At 59.9% G+C, this 18,496-nt stretch carries 16 protein-coding genes; 7 read left to right on the top strand and 9 right to left on the bottom strand.

Annotated elements, in window-relative coordinates; all coding sequences use genetic code 11:
* Positions 1 to 83 precede the first annotated feature (83 nt).
* Complete coding sequence (locus tag ACM6I0_RS05040; protein WP_414921629.1) at positions 84 to 1,400, top strand: type VI secretion system Vgr family protein; 1,317 nt, start codon at positions 84 to 86, stop codon at positions 1,398 to 1,400.
* A 6-nt stretch (positions 1,401 to 1,406) separates the two neighbouring features.
* On the opposite strand, the gene ACM6I0_RS05035 is transcribed toward ACM6I0_RS05040, so the two are convergent.
* Both ACM6I0_RS05035 and ACM6I0_RS05030 read right to left on the bottom strand, forming a co-directional pair.
* A complete protein-coding gene (locus tag ACM6I0_RS05035) occupies positions 1,407 to 2,798 on the bottom strand; it encodes an FAD-dependent oxidoreductase (RefSeq protein ID WP_414921628.1) in 1,392 nt (463 codons plus the stop codon).
* Positions 2,799 to 2,809: 11 nt separating this feature from the next.
* Positions 2,810 to 4,135 (bottom strand): MFS transporter, encoded by a 1,326-nt coding sequence (locus ACM6I0_RS05030; RefSeq protein WP_414921627.1) that lies wholly within the window; start codon positions 4,133 to 4,135, stop codon positions 2,810 to 2,812.
* A gap of 266 nt (positions 4,136 to 4,401) precedes the next feature.
* Here ACM6I0_RS05030 and ACM6I0_RS05025 point away from each other — a divergent pair, with 266 nt between their 5' ends.
* Positions 4,402 to 5,277, top strand: a complete 876-nt coding sequence (locus ACM6I0_RS05025; protein ID WP_285434631.1) for a LysR family transcriptional regulator — start codon at positions 4,402 to 4,404, stop codon at positions 5,275 to 5,277.
* Between the two features lie 47 nt (positions 5,278 to 5,324).
* On the opposite strand, the gene ACM6I0_RS05020 is transcribed toward ACM6I0_RS05025, so the two are convergent.
* The gene (locus ACM6I0_RS05020) at positions 5,325 to 6,185 is read right to left on the bottom strand and encodes a LysR substrate-binding domain-containing protein (RefSeq protein WP_414921626.1); all 861 of its coding nucleotides are present in this window, start codon (positions 6,183 to 6,185) and stop codon (positions 5,325 to 5,327) included.
* Positions 6,186 to 6,300: 115 nt separating this feature from the next.
* On the opposite strand from ACM6I0_RS05020, the gene ACM6I0_RS05015 reads away from it, so the two are divergent.
* From ACM6I0_RS05015 to ACM6I0_RS05005, 3 genes are all read left to right on the top strand, one after another.
* Positions 6,301 to 7,410: a 2-aminoethylphosphonate--pyruvate transaminase gene (locus ACM6I0_RS05015; RefSeq protein WP_414921625.1), complete on the top strand. Its 1,110-nt coding sequence runs from the start codon at positions 6,301 to 6,303 to the stop codon at positions 7,408 to 7,410.
* A gap of 146 nt (positions 7,411 to 7,556) precedes the next feature.
* Positions 7,557 to 8,384, top strand: coding sequence for a phosphonoacetaldehyde hydrolase (phnX, locus tag ACM6I0_RS05010; RefSeq protein ID WP_222587677.1), 828 nt, complete (start codon positions 7,557 to 7,559; stop codon positions 8,382 to 8,384).
* A gap of 186 nt (positions 8,385 to 8,570) precedes the next feature.
* The gene (locus ACM6I0_RS05005; protein WP_222587678.1) at positions 8,571 to 9,119 is read left to right on the top strand and encodes a cytochrome b; all 549 of its coding nucleotides are present in this window, start codon (positions 8,571 to 8,573) and stop codon (positions 9,117 to 9,119) included.
* 8 nt (positions 9,120 to 9,127) lie between these two features.
* Here ACM6I0_RS05005 and ACM6I0_RS05000 read toward each other — a convergent pair whose 3' ends face one another.
* Positions 9,128 to 10,045 carry a 1-aminocyclopropane-1-carboxylate deaminase/D-cysteine desulfhydrase gene (locus ACM6I0_RS05000; protein ID WP_414921624.1) on the bottom strand — a complete coding sequence of 306 codons (918 nt, stop codon included), beginning with the start codon at positions 10,043 to 10,045 and terminating at the stop codon, positions 9,128 to 9,130.
* A gap of 96 nt (positions 10,046 to 10,141) precedes the next feature.
* A complete protein-coding gene (locus tag ACM6I0_RS04995; protein ID WP_414921623.1) occupies positions 10,142 to 12,181 on the bottom strand; it encodes an FAD-dependent oxidoreductase in 2,040 nt (679 codons plus the stop codon).
* Positions 12,182 to 12,391: 210 nt separating this feature from the next.
* Here ACM6I0_RS04995 and ACM6I0_RS04990 point away from each other — a divergent pair, with 210 nt between their 5' ends.
* Both ACM6I0_RS04990 and ACM6I0_RS04985 read left to right on the top strand, forming a co-directional pair.
* Complete coding sequence (locus ACM6I0_RS04990) at positions 12,392 to 13,522, top strand: carbon-nitrogen hydrolase family protein (RefSeq protein WP_414921622.1); 1,131 nt, start codon at positions 12,392 to 12,394, stop codon at positions 13,520 to 13,522.
* Positions 13,523 to 13,525: 3 nt separating this feature from the next.
* The gene (locus tag ACM6I0_RS04985) at positions 13,526 to 14,566 is read left to right on the top strand and encodes an AraC family transcriptional regulator (RefSeq protein ID WP_285434621.1); all 1,041 of its coding nucleotides are present in this window, start codon (positions 13,526 to 13,528) and stop codon (positions 14,564 to 14,566) included.
* A 3-nt stretch (positions 14,567 to 14,569) separates the two neighbouring features.
* Here ACM6I0_RS04985 and ACM6I0_RS04980 read toward each other — a convergent pair whose 3' ends face one another.
* The 4 genes from ACM6I0_RS04980 to ACM6I0_RS04965 form a co-directional block, all read right to left on the bottom strand.
* Positions 14,570 to 14,719 (bottom strand): hypothetical protein, encoded by a 150-nt coding sequence (locus ACM6I0_RS04980; protein WP_222587683.1) that lies wholly within the window; start codon positions 14,717 to 14,719, stop codon positions 14,570 to 14,572.
* Positions 14,720 to 14,915: 196 nt separating this feature from the next.
* Positions 14,916 to 15,770, bottom strand: coding sequence for a DUF2242 domain-containing protein (locus ACM6I0_RS04975; protein WP_285434619.1), 855 nt, complete (start codon positions 15,768 to 15,770; stop codon positions 14,916 to 14,918).
* A gap of 228 nt (positions 15,771 to 15,998) precedes the next feature.
* On the bottom strand, positions 15,999 to 17,870 hold the full coding sequence (locus ACM6I0_RS04970; protein ID WP_414921621.1) for a SurA N-terminal domain-containing protein: 1,872 nt from the start codon (positions 17,868 to 17,870) through the stop codon (positions 15,999 to 16,001).
* A 233-nt stretch (positions 17,871 to 18,103) separates the two neighbouring features.
* A complete protein-coding gene (locus ACM6I0_RS04965; protein WP_002552737.1) occupies positions 18,104 to 18,376 on the bottom strand; it encodes an HU family DNA-binding protein in 273 nt (90 codons plus the stop codon).
* Positions 18,377 to 18,496 lie beyond the last annotated feature (120 nt).

Below are 18,496 nucleotides of genomic sequence, written 5' to 3'. Positions count from 1 at the left end.
TCCGAAAAGGCGATTTACGCTGACCATTCATGGCCGTGGTTTCGTACCCTCTGCGCCCATCTCCCATGGCAGAAGCGTGTTCGATGCACAACGACAAGGAAAGTCCCTACACCCTGGCACTCCTGAACAACGGTTTGAATGTGCAGGTGTCGCAGTTCAGTGGCCGTGAAAGCCTCAACCAGCCTTATCGTTTCGACATCGAAGTGATCGGTCTGACGCCAGCGATAAAACTTGAGCAGTTGCTGCACCAGCCCGCGTTCCTGAGCCTGGACGGCGAAACCGGCATTCACGGCCTGCTGCACAGTGCCCGTCGCGAACATCGTGGCCCGCATGGGATCGGCTACAACCTGGTGCTGGTACCGCGTCTTCAACACCTGGACGGACAACCTCATCGGCGGGTGTTTCATCAGCTCAGCGTGCCCGACATCCTGCGTCAGTTGCTCGCAGAAAACGCGTTACCCGCCGACAGCTACCGCTTTGAACTGCCGAGCCCGCGCTACCCCGTCCGACCATTCTGCATTCAGTTCGAGGAGAGCGACCTGGCATTCCTGCAACGCCTCTGCGAGGAAGAAGGCATCCATTTTCACTTCGAACATCAGCGCACCGGCCATGTGCTGGTGCTGGCGGACGACAGCCTGAGCTTTCCCAAGGCGCCGAAGTTGATGCCGTTTCACGACGAGACGGCCGATTCAGCTAACGGCCCGGTGATCCGCGAGTTGTTCCAGCGTCACGCCTCGCCAACGCTGGGCGCTCACGCGGTCGCGTCATGCCTCGACCGTGCCCAGGTCAGTCGCCGAATCCTCGAACGCCTGCGCAGCAAGCATCGACAGATAGAAGGTCAGAGCAACCACCGTGATCTGCGCAGTGGGTGCATCGTGCAAGTGTCGGAACATCCCATCACGAACTTCAACGATCAATGGCTGCTGACCGACATTCAGCATCAGTGCCAGCAGCCGTCGATTCTCACCGAGGCCACACCCGACAAGGTCTGGCACTACAGCAATCAGTTCAGTGCCATTCCCTGGTCGACAGCGTTCCGGCCCGCGTTGACACAGGCTCGCCCCCTCATTGCCGGTTTGCAGCCGGCGCGGGTACTGGGCCCGGTCGGACAACCGGCGGTGCTGGATGATCAAGGGCGGATACACATCGCGTTGTGGCCAACGCCGCTGGACGATGAATCCGCTGGCTTGTGGATACCCCTGGCCCTGGCAACGCCGGACGGGCGTATTGACCCGTCCAGGCTGCCACTTGCCGGCACCGAGGTGCTTATCAGCTTTCTCGACAGCGACCCGGACCGTCCAGTGCTGTGTGCCACCGCAGCCAACCCGCCAACGCCTCGAAGCGCTTACCCGCCACGCAGCGATGGTCGCTTGCTGCTTGATTGGCTAGTCAATCGATAGACGCGCTCAACCCTTGTCAGCCTTGCCCGCCGCCGCTGCGAATTTGGCCAGGCGCACGTCCAGATGCCGTGGCCGGCGCCCGTGATCCTCGGCGCGCTCCTTGCGGCGGATGGCGTTGCGCACCATCAAGGAGCCGAGGTAACGAATCGGCTCCGGCGGGAAAAACCCCAAGGGGCCATTCACCAGGGGTGAACGGGTCCAGACGTTGTCCAGCCCCTGAACCATCGAGGCCAGAATCTGCCCGCCCATATGGCATGGCCCGACACCGCTGCCGGAATAACCGAAACCGTAAAACACATTACCGCAGGCGCTCATCTGGCCGAAAAACGGCAAACCGGTGACCGAGCGATCCGAAGGACCGTTCCAGGTGGCCTCGACCTTGACTTGGGCGAACGCCGGAAAAAACTCGCTCAGGCTGTACTGCAACAAGCCGGCATAAGGCGAAGGTTGATCGAACACCGGCAACATCCGCCCGCCGTAGGCAAAGGTGTTGCCACCCTTGCCGAGCATGATTCGACCGTCCGGGGTGTTGTGGTAGTAGTGCACGAATATCCGCGAATCGAGCACCGTGACACCGCTGGTCAAACCGATGTCGTTGAGCAGATCGGGTCGCGGTTCGGTGATCAGCATGTCGCTGGAAACGATCGCCACGCTGCGTTCGAACTGTGGAAACGCACGGGCCATCCAGGCGTTCATCGCCAGCACCACACGGTCGGCGCGGATGTTGCCGCCGGGGGTTTTAACCCCGGCAGGCTTGCCCTCCTCCAATCCGGTCATCGCAGTGTGCTCGTGAATTCGCACGCCCAGTTGCAAGGCGACCCGGCGCAAACCGCGCACCAGTTTGCCCGGCTGCACACTCGCGGCGGCCGGTGAAAACCAGCCTTCCAGGTGTTTGCTGGAACCGGCCATGCGCTGCACGTCGGCGACCGGTCGCTGGGTGAAAGAATTGATGCCGTTGCGCTCCAATGCAGCAATCACTGCATCGGTCGAACCGCATTGAGCGCGGTTGGTCGCGGTGTAGAGCGTGCCGTCGAGGCGGTAGTCGGCATCGACGCCGTACTGTTCGCAGAAGGCGCCGATTGCATAAATGCTACGCTCCGATTCCTTGACCAGGCGCACGGCTTCCTCGACACCAAACAACCTTTCCAGCGTGAAAAACTTGGCTGACCACGACAGTGCGCAACCACCGTTGCGGCCGCTCGCGCCGGCACCGCAGATGTCGGCCTCGATGAGCAGCACATCCAGTTCGGGGTTCTGCTCCTTGAGCATGATCGCCGTCCATAACCCGGTGTAACCACCGCCGACGATGCACACATCGGCGCGGGTATCGCCCGACAAAGGTTCGCACGGCGCGCAGGTCTCGGCCTCCAGCGCCTGTTCCAGCCAGAAAGGTCTCATCGGTTTTTTCCTCAGGTACGCAGGGGTTTTACAGGCATCGCCTGGTTGGGCACAAAGGCGCTGTCGGTACGCAGGCCAGCCGGACGGCTGTTCCAGTGCGGGATCAGGACCAGGGCGGAGAACATTGCGCAGCCGGCGAAGACGATGAACACCGTGACCGAGTCGAAATAGCCTGGCAGCAAGCCACCGAGAATCGCCCCGACCGAACCGCAACCGTTAACGAACCCGGCCGCCGTGGCGCCCGCCTTGGCAGTGCCGAAATCAATCGCCGCCGCGCCGCTGATCATCGAATCCGGTCCGTACAGCGTCAGGCCCATGACGAACAGCAGCGCTACCACCAGCATGACGCTGCCGGTGTGCAAGGCGCCCATGAACAGCGCCAAAGAAACGGTCAGCACCAACAGGCTGAGCACGCAGGCCGGCATACGGCGGGCGCCGAACAGTTTGTCCGAGGCCAGGCCCAGCAGGATCGGCCCCAACAGCCCGGCCAGTTCGAACGAGGTGGGGATAATCGCCGCACCGACCTTGCCCACCGAGGGCATCTGCTCGAAAACAATCACCGGCCCCCACAACAGAATCGCGTAACGCGCCGGCTTCAGCAGGAAGTACGCCAGGCCGAGTACCAGCACCGTGCGATTGCGCAGGATTTCCTTCAACGGCTCCAGAACGCTGATCTTGCTCAGGGCATAAGATTCTTCGGCCGTCAGTTCCGGTTCCGGCTCCACCGCTGGCAAACCAACGTCTTGCGGTGTGTTGCGTTGAAAAATAAAAAACAGCACGGCGACCAGCCCAACCACCGCCGCACTGGAAAAGAACGCCGCGTGCCAGGTGCCGATGAGCGTGTACGCCCACCAACCGGCAAACGGCGAGGCCACCAGCCCGCCAAAGGCGTAGCAGGAGCTCCATAGCCCAAGCACCCTGCCACGCTGCTCGGCGGGGAAGAAACTGCCAATGTTTTTACACAGCCCCGACCAGCCGGTGGACTGGGCCAGGCCCTGGATCAACATGCAGGTGGCGAAAATCGGTAACGTCGCGAAACTGCCCATCACCAGGGCGGCCGCCGCAGAGATCAACAACCCGCCGAGAACCACGACCCGTGGGCCAAAGCGGTCGGCGAGAATGCCCCAGGTGAATTGCCCGATGGCGTATGCCGCCAGGTAGATGGCATCGAGGTTGGCCATGGCCATTTTGTCGAGCATGAAGGTGGGGTCTTCGGCGATCCCCAGTTTGGCCACGGAAAACGCTTTGCGAGTGAAATAGAACGCGGCGTAGGCGAGCCAGGTGATCGCGAAGATCTGCACGCGCCAACGCTTGATGGTGCCGATGGGATTGTTCATTGTGGTTCTGACCTCAGGTGTGAGTGTGCCGGCAGAATTGGAAGAAAACGCCTGTGTTTTTTATTGTTAAGCACTTCGATATCGCCGCTTCCGTGGGGCGATACCGGTCAGATGAGCCTGTTGATGCTCGCATGGGCTCATGGCCACCGATGCTGGTCGACTGACCAGTCACCGGGGCTGAGGCCGATAAAAACAATTACTGATTAATAAGTGAAATCGATTTATCGTATTTCCAATATAAGCTCAGCTTGTTACTGGAGGTTTCGATGTCGGTTTCTCACGCCCAGCTCAAAGCCTTCCACGCCGTGGCCGTCCACGGCAGCTTCACCAAAGCCGCCGAGCGGCTTTTTCTCACCCAACCGGCAATTTCCGATCAGGTGCGCAAACTCGAAGAGCGCTTTGGTGTGTTGCTGTTCCACCGCAATAAACGCTCGGTGCGCCTCACGGACCTGGGCGAGCGCTTGTTGGGCATTACTCAGCGGCTGTTCGTGATCGAGGCCGAGGCGCAGGAGCTCTTGCATGACTCCCGGGCCTTGCAGACGGGCAGCCTGATTCTCGCGGTGGATGCGCCGGTGCATGTGTTGCCGCAGATTGCGCGCTTCTGTGAGCGCTACCCCGGCATCAGCGTGAAGATCGAAACCGGCAACACCGATGAATCACTGTTTCGCCTGTTCAACTATCAAGCCGACCTGGCGTTGTTGGGCCGGGATGTCAGTGACGAACGATTGATTTCTCTACCGCTGCGCAACGACCCGATGGTGGCGTTCGTGTCGCGCAATCATCCGTGGGCGGATCGCGAGTCGATCTGCCTCGCCGACCTGGACGACACGCCGCTGGTGCTGCGGGAAATCGGCTCGGTCACGCGTCAAACCCTGGAAGAGGAAATGGCCCGGGCCGGATTTCGGATTCGTCCGGCGATTGAGGTTGAGGGGCGGGAAGCGGCGCGTGAGGCGGTGGTCGTGGGGATTGGCGTTGGCGTGGTGTCGGCTGCCGAGTTTGGCGCGGATTCGCGGGTCTGCGCATTGCCCATTACCGATTGCACACGGCGCCTGACCGAGACACTGGTGTGCTTGCGCGAGCAGAGTTCGCGACGGGTGGTGGCGACGTTTCTGGAGATGGTTCGCGAGAGTCTGCCCCAATGATCGTTCCCACGTCGAGGCGTCGAACCGTCCGCGTGGGAACGATCAGGTCAGAGGCTTGGCGCCAAATCAAAAAACGCCCGGATCAAACGCAAATCCCGTCGCCGCTCCATGCACCCGATCATGTGCCGGTTCACCAACCCCTCCCCCATGATCGGCACGGCCGCTACCCGTGGGTCGTGGCTGACTTCCACTGACGACACCACGCCAACGCCCAACTCGGCCGCCACCGCCTCGGTCACCGCTTCGCGGCTGTCCAGCTCCAGCAACACCCGTGGATGGACCGACGCCGTCGCGCACGCCTGATCAAATGTGCGCCGGGTGATGGAACTCGGCTCACGCAACACCATGATCACCTGATCCAGCGCCTTGAGCTTCACGCTGCTGGCGGTTGCCCAAGGATGACTGTCGGGCACCAACGCGCAAATTCGTGATTCGCTCAACGCTTGCAGATGCAATCCTTTGCGCGGCTCGACCTCGGTCAACACCGCCACGTCCGCATGTTCGGACAGCAACGCGGCCAAGGTCTCCTGGGCATTGCCCAAGCGCAGGTTCACCGTGATCCCCGGATACCGCGAACGCAGACTGGCCAGCATCGGCATGACCATGTGTGGGCCATCCGCCGCGACTTCCAGGCGCCCGGTCAGCAACTGCCGATTCGCTTCCAGCATCACCTGCGCCTCTTCGGCGAGACCGAACATCGCCCGGGTGATCGCTGCCAGCTTGGTGCCCTCCTCCGTCAGCTCCACGCGCCGTGCGGTGCGGCGCAACAGGGTGATTTGGTAGTGCTCTTCCAATGCTTTTATGTGCCCGGTCACCGCTGGCTGGCTGATGAACAGGCGCTCGGCGGCGCGGGTGAAGCTGCCTTCGCGGGCCACGGCGTCGAAGGCGCGAAGCTGGAACAGGTTCATGGATAACTCTCACTGATGGCTGGCATAACAACAAACAATTTGATTGATAGCACGCCGAATTGCAATTTATGTCCCGTAGCTTCATCCCACAGAGAGCTTTTGCGAGGACACAAGAATGAGTATTGCCGAGCCAATCCTGCTCACCCCCGGCCCACTGACCACCTCCAGCCGCACCCGCCAGGCGATGATGGTCGACTGGGGTTCATGGGATGACCGCTTCAATCAACTGACCGCCAGCCTCTGCGAGCAACTGTTGGCAATCATCAACGGCGGCGACAGCCACCACTGCGTGCCCTTGCAAGGCAGCGGCACCTTCGCCGTCGAAGCGGCCATTGGCACCCTGGTGCCGCGTGACGGCAAAGTACTGGTGCTGATTAATGGCGCCTACGGCAAACGCCTGGCGAAAATCTGCGAGGTGCTCGGCCGCTCGTTCAGCACCTTCGAAACCGCAGAAAACGAACCGACCACCGCCGCCGACGTCGACCGCCTGTTACACGCCGACGCCAGCATTACCCACGTCGCATTGATCCACTGCGAAACCAGCACCGGCATCCTCAATCCGCTGCCGCAAATCGCCGACGTCATCGCGCAACACGGCAAACGCCTGATCATCGACGCCATGAGCTCGTTTGGCGCCCTGCCGATCGACGCGCAACAAGTGCCCTTCGACGCATTGATCGCCGCTTCGGGCAAGTGCCTGGAAGGCGTGCCGGGCATGGGTTTCGTCTTCGCCCGCAAAGACGCATTGGCCAACGCGGCCGGCAACTCGCATTCATTGGCCATGGACCTTTTCGACCAGCACACCTACATGGCCAAGACCGGCCAATGGCGCTTCACCCCGCCAACCCACGTGGTCGCCGCGCTGCATGAGGCCCTGCTGCAATACAACGAAGAAGGCGGCTTGCCGGCACGGCATCAACGCTACGCCAACAATTGTCAGGTGCTACTGGATGACATGGCCAAGCTGGGGCTGCGCAGTTTTCTACCCGCCGAAATCCAGGCGCCGATCATCGTCACCTTCCACGCACCGAAAGACCCGCGCTACCAGTTCAAGGAATTCTATGAACGCGTCAAGGCCAAGGGTTTCATCCTTTACCCCGGCAAATTGACCCAGGTCGAAACCTTCCGCGTCGGTTGCATCGGTCACGTCAACGAGGCCGAGATGCACGCGGCCGTGGCCGCGGTGGCCGAAGTGCTGCGCGAGATGGAAGTACTGGAAATCTGAATCACCACAGTCCCCCTGTGGGAGCGAGCCTGCTCGCGATGAGGCCCGATCAGCCAACCTTGATGTTGAATGACAGTCCGCTATCGCGAGCAGGCTCACTCCCACAAAAGCCCCGATTAGTCAGCTATTACAGGAATTTTCTCACCATGAACTACACCAACCCAACCAAACTCCAGGCCGCCATCCTCGACTGGGCCGGCACCGTGGTCGACTTCGGCTCGTTCGCCCCAACGCAGATTTTTGTCGAAGCGTTCGCCGAGTTCGACGTCCAGGTCTCCATCGAAGAAGCCCGCGGGCCGATGGGCATGGGCAAGTGGGACCACATTCGCACCCTGTGTGACCAGCCGGAAGTTGCCGAACGTTATCGCAAAGTGTTCGGGCGCACGCCGACCGACGACGATGTCACCGCCATCTACCAACGCTTCATGCCGCTGCAAATCGAGAAAATCGCCGAGCACTCGGCATTGATTCCCGGTGCGCTGGACACCATTGCCAAATTGCGTGAGCAAGGCATCAAGATTGGCTCCTGCTCCGGTTATCCGAAGCAGGTTATGGACAAAGTGGTCGAACTGGCGGCCACCAATGGTTACGTGGCCGACCACGTGGTCGCCACCGACGAAGTCCCCAACGGTCGCCCGTGGCCAGCCCAGGCCTTGGCCAACGTCATTGCGCTGGGCATCGATGATGTCGGCGCCTGCGTGAAGATCGATGACACCGTGCCAGGCATTCTCGAAGGTCGTCGCGCCGGCATGTGGACCGTTGCACTGATCTGCTCGGGCAATGCGCTGGGCCTGGACTATGAAGGCTATCGCGCCCTCGGCAGCGAGCAACTGGCCAGCGAGCGCAAGCGTATTCACGCGCTGTTCGAAGGTTCGCGGCCGCACTACATGATCGACACCATCACTGACTTGCCGCTGGTGATCGCCGACATCAACAAACGCCTGGCCAATGGCGAGATGCCACAAAGCAGCTAATTGCGCCGCCGGCATGAAAAAGCGCCAGTTCCCGAACGGAACTGGCGCTTTTTTTTGCTCTGTCACTTGATCCAGGGCGTTGAAGGGCGAAATAGCCACAGGCAAAAGCTCTAAAGCGGATTACAGTTAAGGAACATCGTCGATCAAGAACGGTGGGCTTTTGACCAGACCTGTGAGGAACACCGTATGCCGTGGAAAAACTCGGAATCACGCTACAGCACTGTATCGATCACGCTGCATTGGTTGATGCTGGTTCTGCTGGCGCTGGTTTACGCCTGTATCGAATTTCGCGGGATCTTTCCCAAAGGCAGTGGCGGCCGAGCACTGATTACCGAATCGCACTTCATGCTGGGACTGACGGTGTTCGTGCTGGTCTGGCTCAGACTATTCGCCCGCAGCCTGGGCCCTGCACCGCAGATCTTCCCGGCGTCGCCTCATTGGCAAGTCACGCTCGCCAGGGTGATGCACTGGGCGTTGTACATTTTCATGATCGCGATGCCGATACTGGGATGGCTGGTGACCAGCGCCAAGGGGCAGCAGGTGATGTTCTACGGTATCGACCTGCCGATGCTGATCCCGGAAGACAAGACGCTGGCCAAGCAAATCCAGGGTTGGCATGAACTGGGCGGCACCATCGGTTACTGGCTGATCGGCCTGCACGCGTTGGCGGGGATTTATCACCACTATGTCGTGGGCGATAACACGTTGCTGCGGATGATGCCCAAGCGCAGTTGAACTGCCACTCATTGAAACCCGCGGCGGCCTTGCAAGCCGCCGGTATGGATGAAGATCAGGCGCGTGCCCCTGGCGAATGTTCCCGCCTCGATTTGCTGCTTGAGCATCAAAAGCGCTTTACCGGTGTACAACGGTTCGAGCGGAAGGCCGCTGGCTTGTTCGGTCTGCTCGATGAAGTCGAGTAGCAGCGGATCGACCTTGGCAAAGCCGCCCCGGCTGGCGTCGAACAGCTCGTAAGCCGAATGCTGCAAACCGGCCTCGTGGATGATTGATGCGACCTGTTGCGCGACCCCGTGATCGTCAGGCACCGCCAGCGCGCCGTACACCTTGCGTCTACCCGCCTCGGCCAGCACCAGGCCGGCCAGCGTCGTGCCCGTTCCGCAAGCCAGCCACCAGCCGTGGTAGTCGCTCCAGCCCAGACCATTCAGTTGCTCACTGACCATGTCCCTTAATTGCACACAGCCCATCGCGCCCGGCAAACCGCCGCCTCCTTCCGGCACCGGGTACAGATCCGGATATTGCGCCTGCCATGGCAGCCAGAAACCTGCTTCGTGCCGCGCTCGATAACCGCCATAACCCAGCCAGTGCAACTCCATGCCGAACGCCTGCAAGTCGTTCACCGTCGGGGTTTCTTGTGGATGGCCGCGCAGCAGTCCCACCGTATTGAATCCAAAGCGCTTGCCCGCGGCCGCCAGCGCATGCAGATGATTGGAGTGGGCTCCGCCCAGGCTGATGATGCCTTTGGCCCCCATCCGGTCGGCGGCTTTGAGGTGTTCGATGAGTTTGAACCACTTGTTGCCGCTGATCAGTGGGTCGATCTGGTCGAGACGCAGGATGGCGACTTCGATGCCTGCGGTGCTTAGCCAGTCGAGGTGCAGGGGTTGGAGCGGGGCCTGGGGTTGCCAGTCGTTGGGAGGGAGAAGCATCGATGCCGGCTCTGGGTAATGAGCCAGCATCTTAGCAGCCTTGAGAAGGCCATCGCGGGCAAGCCCGCGATGACCATTGGCACGCTGAACCTGCCGTTACAGTTCGGCAGCCAACCGCGAACCCTGATTGATCGCCCGTTTGGCATCCAGCTCCGCCGCCACGTCCGCGCCACCGATCAAATGCACATTCTGCCCCGCCGCTACCAGACCCTCCTGCAATTCACGCAACGGATCCTGTCCGGCGCAAATCACGATGTTATCCACCGCCAGCAGTTGCGGCTCGCCGGTTTCACCGATGCGGATGTGCAGGCCTTCGTCGTCGATCTTCAGGTATTCAACGCTATTGAGCATCTGCACCTGCTTGTTTTTCAAACCGGTACGGTGAATCCAGCCGGTGGTTTTACCGAGGCCGTCACCAACCTTGGATTTCTTGCGTTGCAGCAGGAACACGTCCCGCGCCGGAGCATGCGGTTCGGCCTTGATCCCCGCGACACCGCCGCGCGCTTCAAGATGCGTGTCGATGCCCCATTCTTTCCAGAACGCTTCGCGGTCCTGACTGGTGGACACGCCTTGATGCACCAGGAATTCCGACACGTCGAAACCAATACCGCCCGCGCCAATCACCGCCACCCGCTTGCCGACCGGTTTGCGCTGCAGAATCACGTCCAGGTAACTCAGCACCTTGGCGTTTTCGATGCCGGGAATGGCTGGAGTTCTAGGGGCGATGCCCGTGGCCAGAATGATCTCGTCGTAACCGCCTTCAACCAGTTTCGCCACGTCGACGCGGGTGTTCAGGCACACCTCGACATTCGTGGTCTGCAGCTTGCGGTTGAAGTAGCGCAGGGTTTCGAAGAACTCTTCCTTGCCCGGCACGCGTTTGGCGACGTTGAACTGGCCGCCGATTTCACTGGCCGAGTCAAACAGCGTCACCGAGTGCCCACGCTCAGCGGCCACGGTCGCAGCCGACAACCCGGCAGGACCCGCACCGACCACGGCGATTTTCTTAATGTGTTGCACCGGCAGATAATTGAGCTCGGTTTCATGGCACGCGCGCGGGTTGACCAGGCAACTGGTCAACTTGCCGCCGAAGGTGTGATCCAGGCACGCCTGGTTGCAGCCGATGCAGGTGTTGATTTCATCGCCACGGCCAGCGGCAGCCTTGTTGACGAACTCCGGGTCGGCGAGGAACGGACGCGCCATGGAGACCATGTCGGCATCGCCTTCAGCCAGAATCTGTTCAGCCACTTCCGGGGTGTTGATACGGTTGGTGGTGATCAGGGGAATGTTCACCGAACCGCGCAGCTTGGCCGTGACTTTACTGAACGCCGCGCGCGGGACTTTGGTGGCGATGGTCGGAATCCGCGCTTCATGCCAGCCAATGCCGGTATTGATGATCGTCGCACCGGCCTGCTCGATGGCTTTGGCCAATGTCACGATTTCTTCCCACGAGCTACCGCCTTCCACCAGGTCGAGCATCGACAAGCGGAAGATAATGATGAAGTTGGGGCCAACGGCTTCGCGCACACGACGCACGATTTCCACCGGCAGGCGCATACGGTTTTCGTAGCTGCCACCCCAACGGTCGGTGCGGTGGTTGGTGTGGGCGGCGAGAAACTGGTTAATGAAATAACCTTCGGAGCCCATGATCTCGACGCCGTCGTACTCGGCTTTTTGCGCCAGGGTCGAACAAGTGACGAAATCGCTGATTTGCTTCTCGATGCCTTCCTCGTCCAGCTCTTTGGGCTTGAACGGGTTGATCGGCGCTTGAATGGCGCTCGGCGCAACCTGTTTCGGGCTGTAGGCGTAACGGCCGGCATGGAGAATCTGCATGCAGATCTTGCCGCCGGCCTCGTGCACCGCGCGAGTCACGATCTGGTGCTTGAGCGCTTCTTCCTCAGTGGTCAGCTTGGCCGCGCCGGAATAGACACCGCCCTCATCGTTCGGGCCGATACCGCCGGTCACCATCAGGCCAACGCCGCCACGTGCACGTTCGGCGAAGTAGGCTGCCATGCGCTCGAAACCGCCGGGCTTCTCCTCAAGACCGGTGTGCATCGAGCCCATCAGGGTGCGGTTGCGCAGCGTGGTAAAACCCAGGTCCAGCGGGGCCAACAGGTGCGGGTAGTGAGCGGCGGCCATTCGGTAACTCCACATCGAGCGATCACGGGAAAAATGCAGGAGCTCTTTGGCTCCTGTCAGTCATGGTGGACAGACTAAGAGTCGCGTCCCTGTCACTCAATGACCGAAACTTACAACTTATTGATCCAAATGCGCAGCGCCCCTTGGCAAGCACCGGCATGCGCCCTACCCTAGTCGCGAACCCTGCACCCGGTCGTTGATTGTTTTCCCATGCGCAAACTTTTGTACCTGACGTTCTCCATGGCCCTGATCGCCGTCCTCACGACCTACGCCATGTGGGCCGCGGACCGTCCGGTGGGTCATTATCTGTCGGACCTGCGCATCAATCTGGCGATCGATCAAGGCACGCCTGCCGATCGCGGCAATCTGCTGGGCATCCAGCCCGAGCTGTTCCCCACCGACTATCAAAGCCCCGAGCGCCTGCACCGCAAGCTGGCGGCCTATTTGCAGAAAGCTCAGGAACAGGGCCTGTTGAATGAGAAGACCATCGTCGTGCTGCCCGAGCATGTCGGCACCTGGTTGATGATCAGCGGCGAAAAAGATGAGCTGTACCAGGCCAGCACACTCAAGGAAGCCATGAATTGGCTGGCAGTGAGCAATCCCGTGCAGTTCGTGCGTGCGCTGATCAGCGCCAAAAGTGAAAGTCGTATCGATGATGCTCACTTGCGGATGAAGGCCAAAGGCATGGCCAAGGATTACCAGGCGCTGTTTGGTGGCCTGGCGAAAGAATTCCACATAACGCTGGTGGCCGGCACCATCGTATTGCCCGAGCCAAGCATTATTGACGGTAGGCTGAAAATCGGCCGCGGCGCGTTGTACAACAGCAGCGTGGTGTTCGGGTGCGATGGGCTGCCGATCGGCCAGCCGCAGCGCCAGATGCATCCGGTCTTCGATAAAACCGAGGTCCTCGGCGCCAATGAAGACCATACCCTCAATGTTATTGACACCCCGGCCGGACGCCTGGGCGTATTGATCGGCAGCGACAGCTGGTATCCGGACAATTACCGCAAGCTTGACGACCAGGGCGCGAAGTTCGTCGCCGTTCCAGCGTTTGTGGTCGGGCGCGGCACCTGGGACAAACCCTGGAACGGATACAAGGGATTGTCCACGCCAGGCTCCGTCAGCCTCAAACCTGGAGAGATCAGCGAAGGCCAGGCCTGGCACCGCCTGACACTGACGTCACAACCACCGAGTAGCCAGGCGGTGGCCGGCATGAGCGTATTTCTTCGTGGCCAGTTCTGGGACCAGGGCAGCGCTGGTCAAAGCTTTCTCAGCAAAAACGGGCAACAGTTCGCCGACGGTAACGCACGTGGCGCGCGGTTGCTGAACCTCTGGTTGTAAATCATGAAACCACTGCCAATGCGCCTCGGGGATCTGTCGGTAGGCTTTGTTCATAGCCTGGCCGACGCTGTGCGCAGCCATGGAGCAGACCCTCAGCCATTGCTTGACCAATACGGCCTGGATACCGCGCGGCTGGCCGAGGCTGGTGCGCGGCTGTCGATCCCGCGCTACATGCGCCTGGGCCACAGCGCCATTCAACTGACCAACGATCCGGCGCTGGGTTTGCGCATGGGCCAGCTCAGTCGCCTGAGCCAGGCTGGCCTTGCCGGAATCACTGCGGCGCAGGCTCCGACCGTGCGTGAAGCGGCACGCTGCCTGATTCGCTTCGAGGCGCTGTACGGCTCCAACTATCGGGGGCAATCGAGCTTTCTCGAAGACGCTCAAGGTGCGTGGCTGCGGTTCTACTCAATCAGTCCTTATAACGCCTACAACCGCTTTGTCGTCGACTCGATCATCGCCGGCTGGTTGCAGCAATTGTCAGCCCTGACCGCCGACCCCCTTCATGCCGAGCGGATCGACATTGAATTCAGTGAACCGGACTACCGTGAAGCTTATGCGGTGCTGGGGGATTGCCCGATCCAGTTCGATGCCGAACACAATCAATTGCGCCTGAGCCTGGCCAGTCTCGCCCAGCGCAACCCGCAGCACTGCCCGAGTACCTGGCGCCACTTGCTGCAGCTGTGTGAACGGGAACTGGAGCAACTGACACGCACCCGCAGCCTGCGTGAACGCATCACTCAGTTGCTGGGGCCATTGCTCAATGGTGGTCGGGAACCCGACCTGGAAGAAGTGGCGGCACGCTTGAAACTGCCGACCTGGACCTTGCGACGCAAACTCGCCGAGGAAGGCACGCAATTCCGCGCCATTCTCAATGACACGCGTCGCGACCTGGCCATGACCTATATCCGCGACACCGAACTGGCGTTCGGTGAAATCGCCTACCTGCTGGGATTTGCCTCAGCCGAGGCCTTCCAGCGGGCTTTCAAACGCTGGAATGGCCAGACACCCGGCGAGTTTCGCCGCAGTCATCGCCAAACCGCGTAACGCTTACAACTCTGTAGCGTCTTCCGCAGGCTCCAACGGATCCAGTTCAAACGCCTGATACTCGAGCAACTCTTCTTGATAGTCATCCATTGCTAAATCCCCCACATCACTCGTTAAAAAAATGCCTGAATAAATGACCAGCGCCTTGAGCATAAAGTGCCCACGTGAAAGAAAAATGACGCAGGCACGCCGACCAGCGGCTACTAAATAAAACGTAGCAGGTGGTCAGGCATTTATCACAGGATTTTTTCGATAGAGGCTGTAGGACTTCAGCCTGGCTTGACGCGGGTCAAGCCAGAAGCCATTTCGGGATCGGTGTCGTGCGACCCGATCCCGAAATGTTTGCCGATTACTGAGCGGCGGTCGGCATGGCCGGAATAGGCTCGCTCGGTGGTGGCAGGGTTGATTGAGGCGGTGGTGCAACCGTTTCGGTGGACGATGACGGTTCGGAGTTTTCAACCGGAGTGACCGGCGCGGTTTCAGCAGGCGGTGCAACCGGCTCTGAAGCGGCAGGTGCCGGTGCTGGGTCCGCTGCAGGCGCGGCTGCCGGTGCTGGCGCAGGCTCTGCTGCTGGCGCTGGCGTAGGCGTTGCCGCCAATGGAGCCGGAGCAGCCTTGGCCTCAGGCACACCCAGGTCGGTCTTGGGTTTCTCGACGATGTGCGCAGCCTTTTTCGCTTCCGGCGGCAGGAATAGCTCAACCAGGGTAAAAAAACGTTCGTAGAACTTGGCCGACGATACGGTTTCGCTCGCCACCTTGACCATCGAATCATCCGACGAGCCGATCGGCATCGATACCGAGCCCAACACGCCCACGCCCACGCTGGCGGAGTTGTTGGTTTTCTTCAGCGCGTAACGATCCTGCAAGGCGTTGGCGAACATGGTCGCGTGATGCCCTTCGCTGCCATCATCGGCACACACCACACTGAAGCTGATCTCCATGTGGGTCTCGCCAGTCTGCTGGAAGCTTTTGTGTCCACTGACCAGTTTCGGGTCGGTACTGGTGATGATGTAGCCCTGGCTGAGCAGCGCCCGACGGGCGGCTTCGCAGGTCTGCGCATCAGTCACCGGGTAACTGCGCGAAAACGTCCCGGAGTCATTGAAGTTCTCATGCTCATAGATGGGGGCTTTCTTCGACGAGCAGCCGGCGGCGGCAGCCAGCAACAGCGCCAACCCGACAACCCGCATGGGAATTGATTTAAACATTGAACATCCTGAGGAAAACGGTCCGGGGCGTATTGTGCAACAGATCGATGCTTAGCGGAGCATCGATTAGTGTCTTAAAACAGATACAGTCTACTGACTGCCATTTACAGGAAAAAGTCGCGAGGTAAACATACAGGCGACGGATAACCTATGGCGCTTTGATAGCACCCATAAAAAACCCCGGCCTTTCGGCCGGGGTCCTTGTGTTGCGGGCGACTCGGTCAGGCGTCAGAAACGCTTGATCTCGGCCTGGCTTTCCAACAGCTTGCGGTAGGCCGCAAAGTCCTGCTGGCCAATGCGCGAGGCAAGGAAGCGACGGTATTGAGCCTTCTCTTCATCAGTCGGCGCAGCCGCTTCGTTCACACCGTTCAGTTGCACGATCACCAGATTGCCATCGGCCAGGGTCACGCTGTTGAAGGTCGGCTTGTCCTTCGCGGCAGGTTTCGGCATCCGGAACAGCGCTTGCAGCACGGTAGGGTCAATCCCTTCCTGAGCGCGAGTCACGGCTTGGGTCACTTTCCAGTTCTGACCGTCGATGCCCTTGTTCAATGGCGTCTTGCCATCGCGCAGGCTGGCGATCAACTCATCAGCCTTGGTCTTGGCGGCCGAACTGGCGTGTTCCTTGGCCAACTGTGCACGAATGCTGGTGTTGACGGCTTCCAGCGGCAACTGTGCAGGCTTCAAGTGTTCCTTGGCGCGCAGCACGATCACGGTTTCCGGATCCAGCTCGATGGCGGTGCTGTTGGCACCCTCATCCAGCACTTCAGGACTGAACGCGGCAGTGACCACGGCACGGCTGGCTGCGACACCTTCGCCACCTTCGCGGCCGAACGGCTTGGAGGTGTGAACGGTCAGCTTCAAGTCTTGCGCCGGCTGGGCCAGGTCGGAGGACTCGAACGAAGAGTCTTCCAGTTGCTTGGTCGCCTCGACGAAACGCTGCTCGACCTGCTGGGTTTTCAGCTCTCGGGTCAGCTTGTCTTTCAGGCTCGCCAGCGTCGGCACTTCAGGCGCTTCAACGCCCAACAGCTTGATCAGGTGGTAACCAAAGTCGGTGCGCACCGGGCCAGAAACCTGATCCTTGGTCAACGCATACAGCGCGGTTTCGAATGCCGGATCGTAGACACCTGGGCCTGCATAGCCCAGGTCACCGCCGTTGTTCGCCGAACCCGGATCCTGGGAGAATTCCTTGGCCAGGGCCTCAAATTTCTCGCCTTTGGCCAGACGCGCCTGAATCTCTTCGATCTTGGCCTTGGCTTGCGCCTCGGTCATTTTATCGTTCACTTCAATCAGAATGTGCGCAGCCCGGCGTTGCTCGGACAGGTTCGCGATTTCTTTCTGATACGCCGCTTGCAGGTCTTCGTCCTTGACAGAGACCTGATCAAAGAAGGAAGACTTCTTCAATTCCAGGTAGTCGATGACAACCTGATCCGGCGTCATGAACTCCTTGGCGTGTTCGTCGTAATAGGCCTTGACCTCGTCGTCGGTGAGTTTCACCGCTGCCGGATCGACCTTGACGTTCAGGGTCGCCATGTCGCGAGTCTGTTTTTCCAGACGGGCGAAAGCCAGAACCTGTGCGTCGGTGACGAAACCGCTACCTGCCAGGCCAGCGCGCAGCTGACCGATCAGCATTTCCTGAGCCAGCATCTGGCGGAACTGCATACGGCTGTAGCCCAGTTGACGAATCACCTGGTCGAAACGCTCGGGACTGAACTTGCCGTCCACCTGGAATTCAGGCGTTTGCAGGATCACTTGGTCCAAAGCCGCTTCGGAGAAAGCGAATTTCGAGTTTTCTGCGCCTTGCAGCAGCAGTTTGCGGTCGATCAAGCCCTTGAGGGCCGATTCGCGCAGCATTTTTTCGTCGAGCAAGGAAGCGTCGAAATCCTTGCCCAGCTGTTGCATGAGCTGACGGCGTTGCATATCGACCGCCTGGCTCAGCTCGTTCTGGCTGATTTCTTCACCATTGACCTTGGCCGCATCATTCTTGTGCGTCGTGGCCTTGAAGATGGCGTCGAAACCGGTCAAAGCCATCAGTGCAACGACGACCCCGATAATGGTCTTGGCAATCCAGCCTTGTGAATTGTCCCTGATATTCTGCAGCATGCGTCCCCCAGAAACGGTTGAACTTCAAAATTAGGCAACCGTGGAGCGTGGGTAGAATCCGGATAGAAGAAAGGCGCATCCGAGGATGCGCCTTCTCGTAACTGGCGGAGCGGACCGATGACTCGAACTTGCGAGCCTCGGTGTCTCGATTCGGCGAGTTGCCGACCGGACTACCGTTCCGCTGCCAGGTCAGGCATGACCCCGACCCGGATAGGCAAAAACCTGAATCGAACTTAGTTGACAGCTTCTTTCAGTGCTTTACCGGCTTTGAAACCTGGTTTTTTGGCTGCTGCGATTTCCAGAGTCTTACCAGTCTGTGGGTTACGACCGATGCGAGCTGGACGATCAGTTACGGAGAAAGTACCGAAACCAACCAGAACAACAGAGTCGCCAGCCTTGAGAGCGCCAGTGACGGATTCGATTACAGCGTCCAGCGCACGGCCAGCAGCAGCTTTCGGGATATCAGCGGATGCAGCGATAGCATCAATCAGTTCCGACTTGTTCACTCTAAGTCCCCTTATATCTATTTGAGTATGATTCTAAGTTTTTTGGTGAAAGCAAAAACGAGTGCTGAATGGCCTACAGACACTTAAGAGCCGCTTTATAACAAGGGCTCTAAAAAGCTG

This window comes from Pseudomonas sp. IT-P294, from assembly GCF_949767865.1.
Lineage (GTDB): Bacteria > Pseudomonadota > Gammaproteobacteria > Pseudomonadales > Pseudomonadaceae > Aquipseudomonas.
The sequence above is the reverse complement of the archived record's forward strand: the minus strand, read 5'-3'. Positions and strand labels throughout refer to the sequence as shown.